The 18,304-nt window shown below is 38.4% G+C and carries 15 protein-coding genes; 14 read left to right on the plus strand and 1 reads right to left on the minus strand.

From position 1 onward, the window contains the following. Window positions 1-5: 5 nt before the first annotated feature. From V6S17_RS01210 to uvrA, 14 genes are all read left to right on the plus strand, one after another. On the plus strand, window positions 6-1,214 hold the full coding sequence (locus V6S17_RS01210) for a hypothetical protein (protein WP_029090848.1): 1,209 nt from the start codon (window positions 6-8) through the stop codon (window positions 1,212-1,214). Then, window positions 1,201-2,139 carry a ribose-phosphate diphosphokinase gene (locus V6S17_RS01215; RefSeq protein WP_232515081.1) on the plus strand — a complete coding sequence of 313 codons (939 nt, stop codon included), beginning with the start codon at window positions 1,201-1,203 and terminating at the stop codon, window positions 2,137-2,139. Before V6S17_RS01210 ends, V6S17_RS01215 begins: the two co-directional genes overlap by 14 nt. A gap of 152 nt (window positions 2,140-2,291) precedes the next feature. Continuing rightward, window positions 2,292-2,999: a response regulator transcription factor gene (locus V6S17_RS01220; protein WP_029090846.1), complete on the plus strand. Its 708-nt coding sequence runs from the start codon at window positions 2,292-2,294 to the stop codon at window positions 2,997-2,999. Then, window positions 2,996-4,783, plus strand: a complete 1,788-nt coding sequence (pnpS, locus tag V6S17_RS01225) for a two-component system histidine kinase PnpS (RefSeq protein WP_029090845.1) — start codon at window positions 2,996-2,998, stop codon at window positions 4,781-4,783. Before V6S17_RS01220 ends, pnpS begins: the two co-directional genes overlap by 4 nt. Before the next feature lie 129 nt (window positions 4,784-4,912). After that, window positions 4,913-5,818, plus strand: coding sequence for a phosphate ABC transporter permease subunit PstC (pstC, locus tag V6S17_RS01230; RefSeq protein WP_029090844.1), 906 nt, complete (start codon window positions 4,913-4,915; stop codon window positions 5,816-5,818). Beyond that, window positions 5,815-6,699 carry a phosphate ABC transporter permease PstA gene (gene pstA / locus V6S17_RS01235; RefSeq protein WP_029090843.1) on the plus strand — a complete coding sequence of 295 codons (885 nt, stop codon included), beginning with the start codon at window positions 5,815-5,817 and terminating at the stop codon, window positions 6,697-6,699. The genes pstC and pstA overlap by 4 nt, the downstream gene beginning before the upstream one ends. Before the next feature lie 13 nt (window positions 6,700-6,712). Further along, the gene (pstB, locus tag V6S17_RS01240; protein ID WP_051457153.1) at window positions 6,713-7,471 is read left to right on the plus strand and encodes a phosphate ABC transporter ATP-binding protein PstB; all 759 of its coding nucleotides are present in this window, start codon (window positions 6,713-6,715) and stop codon (window positions 7,469-7,471) included. A gap of 11 nt (window positions 7,472-7,482) precedes the next feature. Beyond that, window positions 7,483-8,235 carry a phosphate ABC transporter ATP-binding protein PstB gene (pstB, locus tag V6S17_RS01245; RefSeq protein ID WP_029090841.1) on the plus strand — a complete coding sequence of 251 codons (753 nt, stop codon included), beginning with the start codon at window positions 7,483-7,485 and terminating at the stop codon, window positions 8,233-8,235. A gap of 15 nt (window positions 8,236-8,250) precedes the next feature. After that, window positions 8,251-8,916 carry a phosphate signaling complex protein PhoU gene (gene phoU / locus V6S17_RS01250; protein ID WP_029090840.1) on the plus strand — a complete coding sequence of 222 codons (666 nt, stop codon included), beginning with the start codon at window positions 8,251-8,253 and terminating at the stop codon, window positions 8,914-8,916. Between the two features lie 684 nt (window positions 8,917-9,600). Continuing rightward, complete coding sequence (locus V6S17_RS01255) at window positions 9,601-11,742, plus strand: heavy metal translocating P-type ATPase (RefSeq protein WP_029090839.1); 2,142 nt, start codon at window positions 9,601-9,603, stop codon at window positions 11,740-11,742. 132 nt (window positions 11,743-11,874) lie between these two features. Continuing rightward, complete coding sequence (locus V6S17_RS01260; protein WP_029090838.1) at window positions 11,875-12,519, plus strand: HD domain-containing protein; 645 nt, start codon at window positions 11,875-11,877, stop codon at window positions 12,517-12,519. Further along, window positions 12,516-12,758 (plus strand): DUF2198 family protein, encoded by a 243-nt coding sequence (locus V6S17_RS01265; protein ID WP_029090837.1) that lies wholly within the window; start codon window positions 12,516-12,518, stop codon window positions 12,756-12,758. The genes V6S17_RS01260 and V6S17_RS01265 overlap by 4 nt, the downstream gene beginning before the upstream one ends. Before the next feature lie 186 nt (window positions 12,759-12,944). After that, complete coding sequence (uvrB, locus tag V6S17_RS01270) at window positions 12,945-14,906, plus strand: excinuclease ABC subunit UvrB (protein WP_029090836.1); 1,962 nt, start codon at window positions 12,945-12,947, stop codon at window positions 14,904-14,906. A 17-nt stretch (window positions 14,907-14,923) separates the two neighbouring features. Beyond that, a complete protein-coding gene (uvrA, locus tag V6S17_RS01275; protein ID WP_029090835.1) occupies window positions 14,924-17,791 on the plus strand; it encodes an excinuclease ABC subunit UvrA in 2,868 nt (955 codons plus the stop codon). Between the two features lie 379 nt (window positions 17,792-18,170). Here uvrA and V6S17_RS01280 read toward each other — a convergent pair whose 3' ends face one another. Further along, window positions 18,171-18,302, minus strand: a complete 132-nt coding sequence (locus V6S17_RS01280; RefSeq protein ID WP_280512790.1) for a hypothetical protein — start codon at window positions 18,300-18,302, stop codon at window positions 18,171-18,173. Window positions 18,303-18,304 lie beyond the last annotated feature (2 nt).

The following is an 18,304-nucleotide window of genomic DNA, read 5'->3' on the forward strand; positions in this document are numbered from 1 at the left end:
ATGATTTGGGAAATATCACAACAAGCTTACTCTCGTACTTTATACATCCACTACTTTGGATAGTACTCATCACAACAGTGCTTGTTGGTATTATTCGTGTGAGAAAAGAGCGGCAATTTTTTAATACACGCTTATACCCGGCAACATTAGAAAGCACACGCTTACTCCTGATTGGACTTGTTTTAGGTTTAATTGTATCTGCTATGACCTGGTATACGGGCATTATTGTCGATGTTAGTTGGTTGCTGTTATTCAATATAGTGAGTGTGGTGTTATTTGCTACTTTAGGCTATCGTGGCTTAACAGCAAGTTATACATTGGCACTTACTACATTAGGGTTGATTGGTATCAACTTATTATTGTTAATTAAACCAGAAGACAGTATTACTGCTGTTTTTTCAACGCAGTTAATCATGCAACCGAATATATTGATTGGATTGAGCATTTTGTTAGCAGTCGGTTTATTTATTGAAGGGTTCTTACTTTATTTATTTTCAAGAAAACCGCTACAACCAGAGCTAATTAAAATCCGACGTGGTACAATAAAAGGGCAATTTAAATATAGAGGTGCTTTTTTATTACCAGTTTTTATGCTTTTTCCTGTAGCAAAGGATGGTTTTTTTAGTACGAGTGAGTGGTGGCCTATCTTTTCAGTTGGTAAAATGGAATTTTTACCATTGTTTGTACCGCTTGTCATTGGTACACGTGTCATTGTTCGTTCGCAACTGCCCAAACGCTTATTGAAAAAGCGGATGTTTGCAATTATTGCTTTAGCAGTAATAGTAACGTTGTTAACAATAGTAACATACTTCTATAATTGGTTTACCTTAATGCCATTTGTAATGGCGCTGTTAGGTCATATTGCGATTGATATTTACTTTTGGGTAGTGGATGAACCGGATACGGAACGTTACCATCAAACGTCTAAGGGCGTGTGTGTGATAGGAACCCGAGAAGATACTGCCTCGCGTAAAATGGGGATTTTACCAGGAGAACTGATTACCTCGTGTAATGGCAATCCTGTGAAGAATAGACAAGAGCTTTATGATGCATTAAATATTAATCGGGCCTATGTTAAATTAACAGTGTGTGATGAATTTAATGAACCGCGCTTTGTCGAAACCGCTTTATTTGAAACAGATTCATTTGAATTGGGATTATTATTTATTGAAGAAAGTGTTGTAGAGGAGATGAAAGATAGTGTTGAAAGTTGATGGAGATAAATTAAAGGTGTTTGCCTTGAGTTCAAATGAACCGTTGGCACAAAAAGTTGCAGATGAATTAGGCGTATCTTTGACTAATATTGGGTTGCAACGTTTTAGTGATGGTGAAATAGCAATTAATATTGAAGAAAGTGTACGTGGTGCAACGGCTTATCTTGTGCAATCAACCGTGGATCCCGTTAATGATAACATCATGGAATTATTGATCATGATTGATGCCTTGAAACGTTCGGCAGTAAAAACAATCAATGTTGTGATGCCTTATTTTGGTTATTCACGCCAAGATCGCAAAGCGTTAGCACGTGAGCCAATTACGGCTAAACTAGTAGCGAATCTTATTGTTGAAGCAGGCGCACATCGTCTAACAACCATTGATTTGCATGCAGCGCAATTACAAGGGTTTTTCAACATTCCAATTGATCATTTAACAACATCACACTTATTAGCTGATTATGTGAATGAAAAATACGGTCAAGAGAATATTGTGGTTGTTTCACCAGATCATAGTGGCGTTTCGCGCGCGCGTAATTTTGCAGAAAAACACGATTGGCCAATTGCTATTTTAAATCGTAAACCACGCCCTAATAAAAACCAAATTTTAAATATCATAGGTGATGTAGAAGGCAAAATGGCAATTGTTGTGGATGATATTATCGATACGGGGTACCGCACAATCAGTTCAGCAGATGCCCTAATTGCAGCGGGCGCTAAAGATGTCAAAGCCTGTGCAACACATGGTGTTTTATCAGCTCATGCGAGCCAACGTATTGGAGACTCAGCAGTAAGTGAGTTAATTTTAACAGATACTGTTCGTTTGAAAGATGAGGATCAATCAGATAAAATCAAGGTTTTAACAGTTGCACCAATGTTGGCAGAAGCGATTGAAGCGATTCAAAATCATCATTCAATTCATTAATCAATCGTTCGTTTGAAAGAGAGAGTCAGTGCGAGTTAGTTTGTTTTACGACAAATTTCTGTGCATTGGCTTTTTTTCATAGCGTAAATCATGGTATAGTGAAAATGCTAGAAGCTCGTAATTATAATGATGAAAAGGTAGGGTGACTTAAAGTGGCGCATATTTTAGTGGTAGATGATGAACCAACGATTGTGAAGTTACTAACGTTTAACATTGAACAAGAAGGGCATACGGTGTCATCGGCAACAAACGGGACTACCGCATTGGAGATCGCTTCAGAACAGGCAATCGACTTAATCGTATTAGATTTGATGTTACCTGGTATGACAGGTATTGATGTGTGTAAGGAATTACGCAAACAAGAAAATTATACGCCAATTTTGATGTTGACTGCTAAAGATGGCGAGTACGATAAAATTATCGGCTTGGAGTTAGGCGCGGATGATTATATGACGAAACCATTTAGTCCACGTGAAGTAACTGCCCGTATTAAAGCAATATTACGTCGTGTTGAAATGTCGCCAACTGAGGCGCGTGCTGGAAAAACAGTTGAAACCGTCATTGAAATTGGAACATTGCGGATTGATCGTGAACGTCACACTGTGTATCGCGCAGGTGAAAAACTGACATTAACACCTAAAGAATACGAATTATTATGTTTTTTAGCCGAGAACAAAGGCAAGGTATTTGGCCGTCACCATCTACTAGATGTTATCTGGGACTATGATTATGCCGGTGAAACACGGATTGTTGACGTGCATGTGAGTCACCTGCGTGAAAAAATTGAAGAAGACACCAAAAAGCCACGTTACATTGTTACTGTACGAGGGTTTGGTTATAAAATGGATGATGTGCAATGAAACCATTATGGCAACGCCTCGTGCTTGTTTTTTGTATCATTACAATTTTAGTAGTCGGTGTACTCGGTTTTTTCAGTGCGTCAATTATTAAACGTAATTATATTGAAAACCGTGAAGCGCAAATGCTTCAAAGTGCAAAATTAATGATTGAAAACATTGAGGCATCAGGTATTTCGATTAAAGAACCGAACGAAGCGCTTAACGCACAGTTACATAAAGAAGGTGGACTACTGGATTCGCGCTTAACGATTGTCGATAAAGCTGGGAATGTGATTGCAGATACAGAAGAAGACTACCGACAAATGGGCAACCATAAAAATCGCCCTGAAATAAAAGCGTTGTTGTTGGATAAAAATCTTACATCAGCTTCTAATCAACGTCAAAGCAGCAGCTTAGGATACAGCATGCTTTACACAGCAGTCCCAATTATGGAAGACGGTAAATTAGTTGGTTTTATGCGTGTAGCCGTGAGCCTTGAATTAATTGAATCAGCCATTACGCAATTGCAAATCAGTCTGATTATTATGGCAGGTGTTATTATTGTAGTGGCAACGCTCGTCATTATTATCATGGTGCGACGAATTGCCCGTCCCATCACAACAATTACAGACGTAACGCATAGTTTGGCAGAAAAAGACTATTCGCAACGCGTGATGTTATTGCCTAGTGGGGAAATTGGAGAATTAGCAAAATCGGTCAATTTACTTGGAGAAAAATTACAAAAAAATGTGTCTGAAATACAGGAAAAAGAACTGCGTTTAACAGGTGTGTTGAACAACCTCGTCAGTGGTGTTTTATTAGTCAATATGGAGCATCGTATCACCTTGGCTAATCCAGCCATGTTTGAACTGATGGAAAAAAATCCGCTCAATCATAATTATTTTGAAGTTTTGCCAAGTTACCAGTTAAGTAATCTCATCAAACAAGCATTTAAAACGGGAGATAAACAACAAGCAGAAGTGATTCTTTATGGTCACAACTCAGAGAAGCGTGTGGATGCTAATGTTGTACCCATTCAAGATAAACACAATCAGCGTTTAACAGGTGTTATATTGGTCTTGCACGATATTACAGAGATTCGCCATTTAGAAACGTTGCGTTCTGAATTTGTATCGAATGTATCACATGAATTAAAGACCCCTGTCACGTCAATCAAAGGCTTTTCTGAAACACTCTTAGATGGTGCAGTAGAAGATCCTGAATTACGCAAAGAATTTTTAACAATTATTCGAGATGAAAGTAATCGTTTAACCCGTTTGATTGAAGATATTTTACAATTATCTAAAATTGAACAACAACAGATTAAGCCGCATTTTGAAAGTGTGGATTTTGTCGATGTTGTTCAACGGGTACTCAAAGTTGTGCGTAAGCCATTAAAAGAAAAGCGGATTGAACTGGTGTTAAATTTACCAGAAAGTTACCCACTCACAAGCGAGAGTGATGGTCTGCACCAGATTGCGTTGAATTTGATTAGCAATGCGATTACCTATACACCTGCAGATGGCCGTATCGAATTGTCAATCGAAAACGCAGTAGAACAGGCACACGTTGTATTCCGTGTCAGTGATACAGGTATTGGCATTCCAGAAGACGATCAACAGCGTGTGTTTGAACGATTTTATCGTGTGCATAAATCAAGAGAACGTGAAACAGGTGGGACAGGATTAGGCCTATCGATTGTGAAGCATTTAGTGGAACGTTATCATGGTGAAATTACTTTAACATCAGTGGAAGATGAAGGCACAACCTTTGAAGTTATTTTACCGACCCATCCTTTAAATTAATATAAAAGACGACCTTTACATAAACTTTACAAATTCTCAATAAACTATTGATGTTTATTGATTATGATGAGTTTAAGAGAAAAGGGCGTCTTTTTTTTATGGACGTCAAAAGAGAGTAGGGAATAAACAATGAGTGAAATAACAAGATCAAATAAAAAAAACCTTGAACGATTTGGGAAAATAATTAGTTTTATCTGTGTATCTGTCATGGCCATTGGTGCATTAGTCATTATTTATTTTGTTGCCTCAAAAGGATTATCAACCTTTTTTGTCAATAAAGTATCAATTTGGTCATTCTTAACAAGCCAAGATTGGCAACCGTCAAAAGTAGATGCCAGTGGTAATCCGTTAGTGGGTGCATTGCCGATGATCATCGGATCATTTGGAGTAACGCTCTTGGCAGCGCTCATTGCAGCCCCTCTTGCTATTGGAGCCGCCATTTTTATGGTAGAAATATCACCTAAATTTGGTAAACGTATTTTACAACCCGTGATTGAATTACTCGTTGGTATTCCATCCGTTGTCTACGGTTTAATCGGATTGAGTGTAATTGTACCGATGATGCGTCATTTCTTTGGAGGGACCGGCTTTGGTATCGGCGCCGGAACGCTCGTGTTAACAGTAATGATTTTACCGACAGTCACAAGTTTATCCGTGGATGCCATTTCAGCCGTTCCACGACATTATCGTGAAGCATCACTCGCTTTAGGCGCGACTCGTTGGCAAACAATTTGGGGTGTTATCCTTAAAAGTTGCCGCTCAGGTTTATTAACCGCTTTAGTATTTGGGATGGCACGTGCGTTTGGTGAAGCCTTAGCCGTTCAAATGGTAATTGGGAATGCAGCGATTATGCCAACATCATTAGTAGAGCCAGCCTCAACATTAACAAGTATTTTAACAATGAGTATGGGAAATACAATTCCAGGTCAGCTTGAAAACAATGTGTTATGGTCACTCGCGTTAGTCTTGTTATTAATGTCACTATTCTTTATTATCATCGTTCGATTGATCGGAAAGCGAGGGAGCATTAAATGAATTCAAAATTAAAAGATCGGTTTGCAACATCAATCCTCTATGTGATTGCCGGTATTATTTGTGCATTGCTGTTAGGTATCATCGGTTATGTTTTGGTACTAGGCGTGCCACAAATTAGTTGGAATTTTTTAACAGCCCCGTCCGAATCATTTTCAGCAGGTGGTGGGATTGGACCACAGTTGTTCAACTCCTTCTATCTTTTATTCTTAACTCTATGTATCAGTGTTCCGATTTCATTAGGAGCAGCTATCTATCTGTCGGAATATGCGAAAGATAATTGGATCACTAAAAGCGTGCGTTTAATGGTAGAAGTATTATCATCATTACCCTCTATCGTTGTGGGACTCTTTGGCTTCTTAATCTTCGTTATCTACTTCGGTTGGAGTTTTTCAATCTTGTCAGGTGCCTTGGCATTGACGTTGTTCAACTTACCCATCTTAGTACGTGTAATGGAAGAATCGTTAAAATCAGTTGCGTCAACGCAACGTGAAGCCGGTTTAGCATTAGGGTTAACACGCTGGGAAACAGTTATTTATGTGTTGGTGCCAACAGCTTTACCAGGTATTATCACAGGAATCATCTTATCTGCAGGACGTGTTTTTGGTGAAGCTGCAGCCTTAATTTATACAGCTGGACAAAATGCACCTGCTTTGAACTTTGCGAATTTTAATATCTTTAGTCAAGAATCGCCATGGAATATTATGCGGCCAGCTGAAACGTTAGCTGTACATATTTGGAAAGTAAACAGCGAAGGGGTTGTACCCGATGCCACCGCTATTTCAAACGGGACAGCAGCTATTTTGATTATCGCGATTTTATTGTTTAATGTATTAGCACGAGTGATTGGAAAATATGTCTATCGTTTGATGACATCATCATAAAGGAGTGACGGAAATGTCAGAATTTGCAATTGAAACAAAAAAACTTAATGTCCACTATGGCGACAAACATGCCATTAAAGATGTCAGCTTGGCTTTTCCAAAAAACCAAGTTATTGCCTTAATTGGACCCTCAGGCTGTGGGAAATCAACTTATTTACGCTCACTCAACCGTATGAATGATGAAATTGAAGGGTGTCGTAGTGAAGGTCCTATCCTTTACCATGGACGTGATGTAAATACAGCTGCAGAAGATTTATATGAACTACGTAAAAATATCGGTATGGTGTTCCAAAAACCGAATCCTTTTACCAAATCTATCTACAAAAACATTACATTTGCGCTTAAACGCCACGGTATTAAGGAAAAACACGTGTTGGAAGAACGTGTTGAAAAAAGCTTAAAAGCCGCAGCCTTATGGGAAGAAGTAAAGGATACATTAAATAAAAGTGCTCTCAGTTTGTCAGGCGGACAACAACAACGTTTGTGTATCGCGCGAACAGTCGCAACGGAACCCGATATTTTGTTGTTGGATGAACCAGCATCAGCCCTAGATCCCATTTCAACATCTAAAATTGAAAATTTAATTACACAATTAAAAGAGCATTACACTATTATTATCGTGACACATAATATGCAACAAGCCGCACGAATTTCAGATAAAACAGCCTTCTTTTATCTGGGTGAAGTGATTGAATATAATGATACAGCAACGATATTCACGAACCCATCGCATGAAAGAACACAAGCGTATGTTTCAGGAAACTTTGGTTAGGAGGAACAGTCATGACAGTTGTAGAAACGAAAGCATTAAATTTATTTTACGGTAACAAGCAAGCGCTGTTCGACGTATCGCTTACGTTCCCTAAAAATCAAATCATTTCTTTAATAGGCCCTTCAGGCTGTGGGAAATCAACCTTTTTGAGAACCCTTAACCGTATGAACGACTTGATACCGAATGTGAAAACATCCGGCGACATTTTTGTTAAAGATATCAAAGTGACCTCTTCACGTACTGATTTAGTAGACCTACGTCAACGTGTAGGAATGGTGTTCCAGCAACCGAATCCTTTTCCATTTTCAATTTATGACAACGTTGCTTATGGCCCACGCTTACATGGGACAACAAATAAATGGGAACTCGATAAAATTGTGCAAGAAAGTTTGATGAAAGCATCGTTATGGGAAGAAGTACAAGATCGTATGCACACCTCAGCCTTAGGGTTATCAGGTGGACAACAACAACGTTTATGTATTGCGCGTGTGTTGGCAGTCAAACCAGAAATCATCTTGATGGATGAGCCAACAGCCGCGTTAGATCCAATATCAACAGCAAAGATTGAATCCTTGATTGTTGAATTGAAAGAGAAATACACCATATTGATTGTGACACATAATATGCAACAAGCATCACGTATCTCTGATTTAACAGCCTTTTTCTTAAACGGGCACGTCGTTGAATACGATGATACTAAAAATATCTTTTTAAATCCAAAAGAGAAAGAAACACAAGATTATATATCTGGCCGCTTTGGCTAAGAAGGAGGGTTACTTATGAATGGACGTCAATTGTTAGATCAAGAAATGAGAAATTTACAACAACAACTAGCTGAGATGGGATTGCTTGTAAACGAAGCAATTTTGAAAGCAGGAAAGGCATTTGCTACAAAAGATGCCGATGCAGCGAACGAAGTGATTCGTAACGATGAAGTAATTAATGAGAAAGAACAACAATTGGAGCAACATATCATTGAAGTGATTGCGCTTCAACAACCAGTAACCCTTGATTTACGTCGAGTGATTACGATGATTAAAATCAGTGCCGATTTGGAACGAATGGGCGATCACGCCGTTGTATTAGCTAAAGCCGCACGCTCAGCAGAAAAGCACGACATTGATATCTCGTTAAAAGAATGTGAAAAAATCACGCAATTATTGAGTGAAACATTAACAGAAACACTGGAAGCTTATGGTGAAATGAACGAGGAGAAAGCTAAAAAAATCGCCCTCAAAATCTTTTCAATCAACCAATTATCTCATCAGCTTGGCAAACAAATTTTATCAAACATTGTACCCTATCCAGAACACGTTAAACCCATCTCAAAATTATTTAATGGCATTAAAAGCTTTGAACGAATAGGCGCCTACACATTAAACATCTGTGAATGGGTCATCTATTTGAAAACAGGCACGATGGTCGAACTTGAAGAAGAAGAGTAAAAGTAAAAGTAAAAGTAAAAGTGAAAGAACGACAAGCTCGTTTTACTTTATCCAAATTGGAATGCTTAAAAAAATCACTCATTAGACTAGAAATTTTAGTTGAGGTAGGCTGATTACCGAAAGAAAGCTAAGCGCGCCTTACTTTATTCAAATTGGAATTTATAAAAGCTCGCCTCTCGAAAGACTAGGAATTTTAATTAGGATAGACTGATTCAGGTCTATTGCCAATTTAAATTTCAGGTCTAAGGTGAGTCTAATAAAGTTATGAAATTTTGATAAAGTTGGCTTAGTTTTCTGGAGGAATGCCTACTAAAGCACTTAAATTTCAGGTCTAGTGATTTTTTTGCGTTTATGAAATTTTGATAAAGTAAGCTTGGAGTTCTAGAGACAGAGTAAAAATATCTTCAAACTCGCAAAAAAACACGGAATTTGAAAGTATCGCAAGGGTTGTTAACTTTAACTAAATGTGGAGAAAGAGTATTTTGATTTTTAGTCAGAATGCTCTTTTTGTTTTTTTAAAGTTAATTAAGTAATTAACCATTGATAAAAAGTTGAATATTTGTTATTATATGAATAGATAGTCATATAACGATATAACGTGTGCTATTATAATAATAATCTTTATATAATGGTGTCGATCGAATCACTATATGGGTAGATAACAATATAAAGGGGGCTTTCTCGATGGAAAAACATAAAATAACGGGAATAGATTGTGCGAATTGTGCGTTAGAATTAGAACGTGATATTCGTAAAGTTCCAAATGCCAAAGAAGCCAAATTAACATATGCAACAGAAACACTGGTGTTACCAGAAAATGTTGATTTAGATCAGGTCTCTAAAGTTTTGGCACGTGAAGGTGCAGCGTTTGCAGAAATACCAAACAACCACTCAGATCATGACCATGGACACGACCACGATCATTCTGCTGGGAGTCATAAGAAAGAATTAACGCTATTGGCAGTATCAGCTGTTTTATTTGCTGCTGTTATGATGATGGAAGCTAATCTTCCGCGTTGGGCAGAGTTAATCCTCTACTTAATAGCGGCCAGTATTAGTGGTTATACAACCTTTTTAAGAGGGTTGCGTAATCTATTCCGTTTCCGTTTTACAATCGATACATTAATGACTATTGCAATGATTGGTGCCTTCTTAATTGGTGAATGGCGCGAAGGAGCAATGGTAGCGATTTTATTCGGTTTAAACGAATACTTAGAAGGTTACGGTATGCGTCGTGCACAACAGTCAATGAAGAGTTTATTGTCGTTGGCACCAGAAACAGCGACGCTGATTATTGACGGTAAAGAGCGCGAAGTTGGTATTGAAAACTTAGCAGTTGGCGATAAAGTTATTGTTAAAGCGGGTGAAAAAATCCCATCTGATGCCCGTGTTTATTCAGGCAGTAGCAACGTCAATGAAGCTGCAATTACAGGAGAAGCTGTTCCAGTTAAGAAACGGGAGGGCGACGATGTTTTTGGTGGCGCAGTTAATCAAGATGGTACGTTGATATTAAGCATTACAAAGGTATACAAAGAATCATCGATGGCGAAAATTTTTGCTCTAGTAGAAGAAGCTCAAAGTCAACAAACGCCGTTAGAGTTGGCGATTGATAAGTTCGCTCGTTTTTATACCCCTGTTATTTTAGTATTAGCGATGCTCGTGATGTTAGTACCGGGTGCAATTACAGGTGATTGGAATCTATGGGTCTACCAAGGGTTAGCGATTTTAATTATCGGTTGTCCTTGTGCACTGGTTTTATCATCACCCATTGCTCTAATGGCTGGTTTAACACGTAGTGCAAAAATTGGCGTACTCGTTAAAAGCGGCGTGTTCCTTGAACAACTTGCGAAGTTAGATGAAGTGGTAATGGATAAAACAGGGACATTGACTAAAGGTGAATTAAGCGTGGTATCAACATGGTTAGCGCCGGCTGATCCAACGATTAATGTCTTTGAAATTGTTCGTAAAATGGAAGGTGAATCACATCATCCACTTGCATTAGCGCTTATTACAGAAGCCGAAAAACAGGGGGCCAACAATACCTTAGCAGATGGGTCTGTTAGAACAATCGCGGGTAAAGGCCTTGAAATGACAACTGAAGACACAAGTTATTTCTTGGGAAATAATCGTTTGTTTGAAGAAGCAACGTGGTCTATTGATGCAAAACATGCGTATGATTTAATGCTTAAAGAAGGTATGACCGTTGCTATATTGGGCACAAAAACAGACATTCTTGCTATTTTCGGTATTCGTGATCAATTGCGTGAGGAAGCAAAAGAAACAGTGGCTGCGCTTAAACGCAGTGGTGTTAAACAAGTGACAATGCTCACAGGAGATAATGCAGAGAGTGCGCAATTAATGGCAGAAAAAGCAGGGCTTGATCAGTTTAAAGCTAATCTATTACCAGAAGATAAAGTGGCTTATATTAAAGAAGCAAAAGAAAAACGTTTAGTGGCCATGGTGGGTGATGGTATCAATGATTCACCTGCTTTAGCAACTGCACAAGTTGGGATTGCGATGGGTCAAGGGAGCGATTCAGCAATTGAAGTTGCAGATGTCGTCTTAATGCAGAGTCATTTAAAACGTTTACCATTTGTTGTTGATATTGGACACAAAGTACAACGTGTCATTCATTGGAACATTGGTATTGCGTTAGGATTGAAAATCATCGCGCTATTATTGACGATTCCAGGCTGGCTCACATTGTGGTTTGCTATCTTATCAGATATGGGAGCAACAGTGCTAGTAACGTTGATAAGTCTCACGCTTTTAATTCCAAGTAAAGCCGAAAAAGAATTGTTGGTTGGAAAGAAAGTTGAAGAGTAATAAGTTAAGCTAAGTACCATAAATTAAAACCACCTTTAAAGAGGTGGTTTTTTTACGATGACTAAAGTGGGCAAAAAGACCTGTTTTATGATATGATTACGAGAAATAGAAAAGACTGAAGGATGTGAAAATATGGGAATTCATCACTTTTTTGGTAGCTTATCCGATTTAGAATTAATCGTACGTTGCCCAGGTAAATTTAAATATCAACCACATAATGTGGCAGCACATAGTTTTAAGGTGGCTCAAATTGCACAATTTTTAGGCGTTGTAGAAGAACAATCCGGCCAAACGATTGATTGGCGTTCGCTCTATGAGAAATCATTAAATCATGATTATTCAGAATTGTTTATTGGTGATATTAAAACACCTGTAAAATACGCATCTGTAGAACTTCGTGAAATGTTAAGCGATGTTGAACATAGTATGACTCAAAATTTTATTAGCAAAGAAATTCCTGAGCGTTTTCAAGCTGATTTTGCACGTTTTTTTAAAGAAGGTAAAGATGAAACGTTAGAAGGTCAAATTTTAGCTGTCGCAGATAAAGTTGATTTACTTTACGAATCTTATGCTGAAATTCAACAAGGCAATAGTGAACCGCTTTTCTTTGAAATTTATGCTGAAGCATTGGAAACAATCATCAAATACCGTCATTTAGCTTCTGTTACTTATTTTATTGAAGAAATCTTGCCAGATGTATTAAAACAAAATGATGCCAGCGCAAGTCATCTTGCAACCACTACACAAGCGTTGTTGAAAGAAGCGACACGCAAATGAGTTTAGATGTTTTTTTATCGGCACTATTGTTGCCGATGTTAATGGTTATCGTATTAACAAAAGTAACATATAGTCGCATTATGGCAGTTGTTTTAACTGTTATTCTGATTATGACGAGTGCTTTTTTAGGGTATACAAATAGCCTAGCAATAATCATAGTAGATGCTTTTTCTATTACAGTCGGTTTAATAATTGTGAATTACTTTAAAAAGAAGAATGAGGAAGGAAAAGAGCAATAAACACGATTGTTGTTCTTTTTCTTGTCGTCTTTAAAAAACCTTTAATAAAAGTAATCGTACTTTTTAAAAAATCTGATAGCGTTTTTAACGCTATTCTTTTTTTTCTTAAAAAGCGAACGTATTTTCGCTTTTTGGTGTTTTTTCTGCTAAAATCAGAGTATGAATATATTAAAAGGAGCGTAAATAATGGGTAACGAGACATTTAAATTAGAATCACCGTATCAACCTGCGGGTGATCAACCACGAGCAATTGAAAAATTAGTGAAAAACCTGAAAAATGGCGTTAAACAGCAAACTTTGTTAGGCGCAACAGGAACAGGGAAAACATTTACTGTCTCGAATGTGATTCGAGATTTAAATAAGCCGACCCTTGTCATCGCTCACAATAAAACGTTAGCAGGGCAACTTTATAGTGAGTTCAAGGAGTTCTTTCCGGAAAACGCTGTGGAGTATTTTGTTAGTTATTATGATTTTTTTCAACCAGAAGCCTATGTGCCATCAAAAGATCTTTATATTGAAAAAGATTCGAGTGTGAATGACGAAATTGATCAACTGCGACATTCTGCTACCGCCTCATTACTAGAGCGTCGCGATACAATTGTTATTGCCAGTGTATCTTGTATCTATGGTTTAGGTGATCCAAAATCTTATTTTGATCGTCTGATTTCTTTACGTGAAGGGATGGAAATTGAACGCAATACATTATTGCGTCGTTTGGTCGACATTCAATTTGAACGTAACGACATTGATTTTCAACGCGGGCGTTTTCGTGTGCGCGGGGATGTTGTGGAAATTTTCCCAGCTTCACGTAGTGAACGTTGTTTGCGTATTGAATTTTTTGGCGATGAAATCGAACGAATTCGTGAAATGGATGCCTTAACAGGCGAAATAATCGCTGACCGTGAGCATGTAACGATTTTCCCTGCGACTCACTTTGTGACAGCACCTGAAAAAATGGAAGTAGCGATGCAAAATATCCGTGTTGAGTTGGCTGAACAGCTCAAATACTTTCGTGATGAAGGGAAGTTAATTGAAGCGCAACGTTTGGAACAGCGCACAAACTATGATTTAGAAATGTTGGAAGAAATTGGTTATTGTTCAGGAGTGGAAAACTATTCACGACAAATTGAATTACGCCCGCCAGGTTCAACACCTCATACATTGATTGATTACTTTCCAGATGATTTCCAAATTATTATTGATGAATCGCATGTGACAATGCCGCAAATTAGAGGGATGTTTAATGGGGATCAAGCGCGTAAACAAATGCTTGTCGATTATGGCTTCCGTTTACCATCAGCACTTGATAACCGCCCGTTACGCTTGGAAGAATTCGAAGAACACGTCAATCAAATTACTTATATTTCAGCAACACCAGGTCCTTATGAATTGGAACAAAATCCAGATGTTATTGAACAAATTATTCGTCCGACAGGTTTGCTTGATCCCGAAGTTGAAATCCGTCCAATTGATGGTCAAATTGACGATCTTATTGGTGAAATTAATAAGCGGATTGAAGTGGACGAACGGGTATTAATTACAACTTTGACAAAACGAATGTCGGAAGATTTAACAGATTATCTCAAAGAGTTAGGCATTAAAGTGCAGTACCTCCATTCAGAGGTGAAGACGATTGAACGTTTAGAAATATTACAAGATTTACGTCGTGGTAAGTTTGATGTGTTAGTTGGAATTAACTTGTTAAGAGAGGGAATTGATATTCCAGAAGTTTCTCTTGTTGCCATTTTAGATGCCGATAAGGAAGGTTTCTTACGTTCTGAGCGCTCACTTATTCAAACGATGGGACGCGCGGCTCGTAATGCCAACGGTCACGTGTTAATGTATGCGAATCGTATTACTGATTCGATGCAAAAAGCATTGGATGAAACGGAACGTCGTCGTATTATTCAAAAAGCTTATAATGAAGAACATGGTATTACACCAACGACGATTAAGAAAGCGATTCACGAAGTTGTTTCTGCGGGTAATACGGATGTCGTTGAAGAGGTTGAAGAAGTAATCGATACACGTACAATCGCGGAATTAGAAGATGACATGAAAGAGGCAGCCCGTATGCTCGATTTTGAAACGGCTGCAGCGATTCGTGATAAAATATTAGCACTCAAAACAAGTGATGAAGAAGAGTAGGGAGGCCATACGAAATGGTGAGAAAAAATGAAATCAGTGTGCAAGGCGCACGCGTTAATAACTTAAAGAATATCGATGTGGTAATTCCGCGCGATAAATTAGTAGTGATCACTGGGCTATCAGGCTCTGGTAAATCATCGTTAGCATTTGACACGCTATACGCTGAGGGACAACGTCGTTATGTTGAATCATTGTCGGCATACGCACGTCAATTTTTAGGTCAAATGGATAAACCTGATGTGGATACAATCGAAGGCTTATCGCCTGCGATTTCAATCGATCAAAAAACGACGAGCCATAATCCGCGTTCAACAGTCGGGACAGTAACTGAAATTAATGATTATTTACGTTTGCTTTATGCACGTGTCGGCCATCCTATTTGTCCAAATCACAATATCGAAATTAAAGCGCAAACGATTGAGAAAATGGTTGAACGTATTATGGCTTTGCCAGAACGCTCACGTATTCAAATATTATCACCGCTTGTTCGTGGAAAAAAAGGTGAACATAAAAAGCTCTTACAAGATATCAAAAAAGAAGGTTATGTTCGTGTCCGTGTTGATGGGGAGCTTTATGATGTCTCAGATGAGATTACGTTGGAAAAAAATAAAAAACATAATATTGATATTATTATTGACCGTATTGTTGTAAAAGAAGGCATCGAAACACGTTTGTCAGATTCATTGGAAGCCGCTTTACGTTTAGCAGATGGTTATGCAGTCATTGATGTCGCTGAGAGTGAGGAACTACTCTTTAGTGAACATTATGCGTGTCCTTATTGTGGTTTTAACGTTGGGGAACTTGAACCTAGACTGTTTTCTTTCAATGCACCATACGGATCATGTGAAACATGTGATGGGTTAGGAAGAACATTAAAAGCGGATATCGAGTTAGTGATACCTGATATGCAGAAAACACTTAATGAAGGTGCGTTTGTCGCATGGAATCCAATCAGTTCAAAATATTACCCACAAATGTTAGCAAGTGCGTGTCACGATTTTAATATCGATATGGATACACCGTTTGCGGACTTAAGTGCGGATGATCAACAGCTGTTATTAAACGGTTCTGGTGAGCGCTTATTCCATTTTCATTACACCAACGATTTTGGGAATACCAAAGATGTTGATATTCCGTTTGAAGGTGTGATGACAAATATTGAGCGTCGTTACAAAGAAACAAATTCTGATTTTGTGCGTGATACAATGATGGGTTATATGGCAGAACAACCGTGTAAAGCGTGTTCTGGTTACCGTCTTAATGAAAAAGCGCGTTCAGTTAAAATTGCAGGACGCCATATTGGTGAAATTTGTGAATTGGCAATTGTTGATTCGGTTAAATGGGTTGAAGCACTTACTTTAGGTGCACAAGACGCTCAAATAGCAGAACCCATCGTTAAAGAAATTTGTAACCGTTTAGGTTTTCTTGATAACGTCGGTTTGGAGTACTTAACTTTAGCGCGTACAGCAGGAACATTATCAGGTGGGGAAGCCCAACGTATTCGTTTGGCAACTCAAATCGGTTCAAAATTGACAGGTGTTCTTTATATCTTAGATGAGCCTTCTATCGGGTTACATCAGCGTGATAACGCGCGTTTGATTGATGCATTGAAAGAAATGCGTGACATCGGAAACACATTAATTGTCGTTGAACATGATGAAGATACGATGATGGCTGCCGATTATTTAATTGATGTTGGCCCTGGTGCGGGTGAACATGGTGGTGAAATTGTTGCTGCTGGAACGCCAGAAAAAGTCATGAAGAACCGCAAGTCATTAACCGGGCAATATTTAAACGGTAAAAAGTTTATTACGGTTCCAACAGAAAGACGTAAAGGTAACGGTAACTTCTTAAAAGTAACCGGGGCAACAGAAAACAATTTGAAGAATATTGATTTTACAGTCCCATTAAATACCTTTACAACAGTAACCGGTGTCTCGGGTTCTGGTAAAAGTACTATTGTGAATGAAATTGTGCGTAAAGCATTATCGCGTCATGTCAATCGTGCGAATGTTAAACCTGGTAAACATAAAAAGATCACAGGTATGGAACACATTGAGAAAATAATTGATATTAATCAATCGCCTATTGGTCGAACACCACGTTCGAACCCAGCGACGTATACAGGTGTATTTGATGACATTCGTGATTTATTCACCGCGACAAATGAAGCGAAAGTACGTGGCTATAAAAAAGGTCGTTTTAGTTTTAATGTGAAAGGTGGTCGCTGTGAAGCTTGTCGTGGCGATGGTATTATTAAAATTGAGATGCATTTCTTGCCAGATGTGTATGTCCCTTGTGAAGTTTGTCACGGTAAACGTTACAACAGTGAGACGCTCGATATTCATTATCGCGGTAAAAATATTAGTGATATATTGAATATGACGATTGAAGAAGGCGTTGAATTTTTCCAAAATGTGCCGCGCATCGAACGTAAGTTAAGAACAATCGTTGATGTTGGTTTAGGTTATGTTCGTCTAGGTCAACCAGCGACAACTTTATCGGGTGGTGAAGCACAACGTGTTAAATTAGCCTCAGAGCTACATAAACGTTCGGCTGGTAAATCATTCTATATCTTAGATGAACCGACAACAGGTTTGCATGCTGATGATATCAAGCGTTTATTAACAGTGATGCAGCGTTTAGTCGATAATGGTGATACGGTGTTGGTGATTGAGCATAATCTTGATGTGATTAAACAAGCCGATAATATCATTGATTTGGGACCAGAAGGTGGAGCTGGCGGTGGACAAGTAATCGCAGTTGGGACACCGGAAGAAATTTGTAAAGTCCCTGAATCATATACAGGTAAATATTTAAAAGAAGTACTAGAACGTGATAAGGCACGCGTGAGTGCCACAGTGAAAAAAGCTAAAGCGAAATAAATTGAATCATAACGTGTTGAGAAGTCAGCTTCTCAGCACGTTTTTTTGTTTGGGCGCTATCATTTAGGGAGTAGGTAAATTTTTATAGCTGGCTATTTTTCACCTTGAGGATATAATTGGAACGCGACACTAAAAAATAGTTAAGGGATGATGTACGATGGATGGAAGGATGCTCAATTGACATCATAAGCAAATGAATTTGCAACGGTGTTAGCAAAGGATTGGTACTCAATTGCTTACGCAATCTCCGTCCCATACTGTTCTCGTAAAGCGGATAAATCTGCTACGATGTCATTAAATGAAGGATTGGTACTCAATTGCTTACGCAATCTCCGTCCCATACTGTTCTCGTAAAGCGGATAAATCTGCTACGATGTCATTAAATGAAGGATTGGTACTCAATTGCTGCCGCAATCTCCGTCCCATACTGTTCTCGTAAAGCGGATAAATCCGCTACAATGTCATTAAATGAAGGATTGGTACTCAATTGCTGGCACAATTTCCGTCCCATAC

Origin of the sequence: Brochothrix thermosphacta DSM 20171 = FSL F6-1036 (genome assembly GCF_036884295.1) — a bacterium.
Taxonomy (GTDB): domain Bacteria; phylum Bacillota; class Bacilli; order Lactobacillales; family Listeriaceae; genus Brochothrix; species Brochothrix thermosphacta.

Excerpts from the sequence above, each read along its gene's own strand:
- V6S17_RS01265 (WP_029090837.1), top strand. The coding sequence starts at position 12,516 with ATGAGTTTAGATGTTTTTTTATCGGCACTATTGTTGCCGATGTTAATG.
- pstA (WP_029090843.1), top strand. The coding sequence starts at position 5,815 with ATGAATTCAAAATTAAAAGATCGGTTTGCAACATCAATCCTCTATGTG.
- pstC (WP_029090844.1), top strand. The coding sequence starts at position 4,913 with ATGAGTGAAATAACAAGATCAAATAAAAAAAACCTTGAACGATTTGGG.
- pstB (WP_029090841.1), top strand. The coding sequence starts at position 7,483 with ATGACAGTTGTAGAAACGAAAGCATTAAATTTATTTTACGGTAACAAG.
- V6S17_RS01260 (WP_029090838.1), top strand. The coding sequence starts at position 11,875 with ATGGGAATTCATCACTTTTTTGGTAGCTTATCCGATTTAGAATTAATC.
- uvrB (WP_029090836.1), top strand. The coding sequence starts at position 12,945 with ATGGGTAACGAGACATTTAAATTAGAATCACCGTATCAACCTGCGGGT.
- V6S17_RS01280 (WP_280512790.1), bottom strand. The coding sequence starts at position 18,302 with ATGGGACGGAAATTGTGCCAGCAATTGAGTACCAATCCTTCATTTAAT.
- V6S17_RS01255 (WP_029090839.1), top strand. The coding sequence starts at position 9,601 with ATGGAAAAACATAAAATAACGGGAATAGATTGTGCGAATTGTGCGTTA.
- pnpS (WP_029090845.1), top strand. The coding sequence starts at position 2,996 with ATGAAACCATTATGGCAACGCCTCGTGCTTGTTTTTTGTATCATTACA.
- pstB (WP_051457153.1), top strand. The coding sequence starts at position 6,713 with ATGTCAGAATTTGCAATTGAAACAAAAAAACTTAATGTCCACTATGGC.
- phoU (WP_029090840.1), top strand. The coding sequence starts at position 8,251 with ATGAATGGACGTCAATTGTTAGATCAAGAAATGAGAAATTTACAACAA.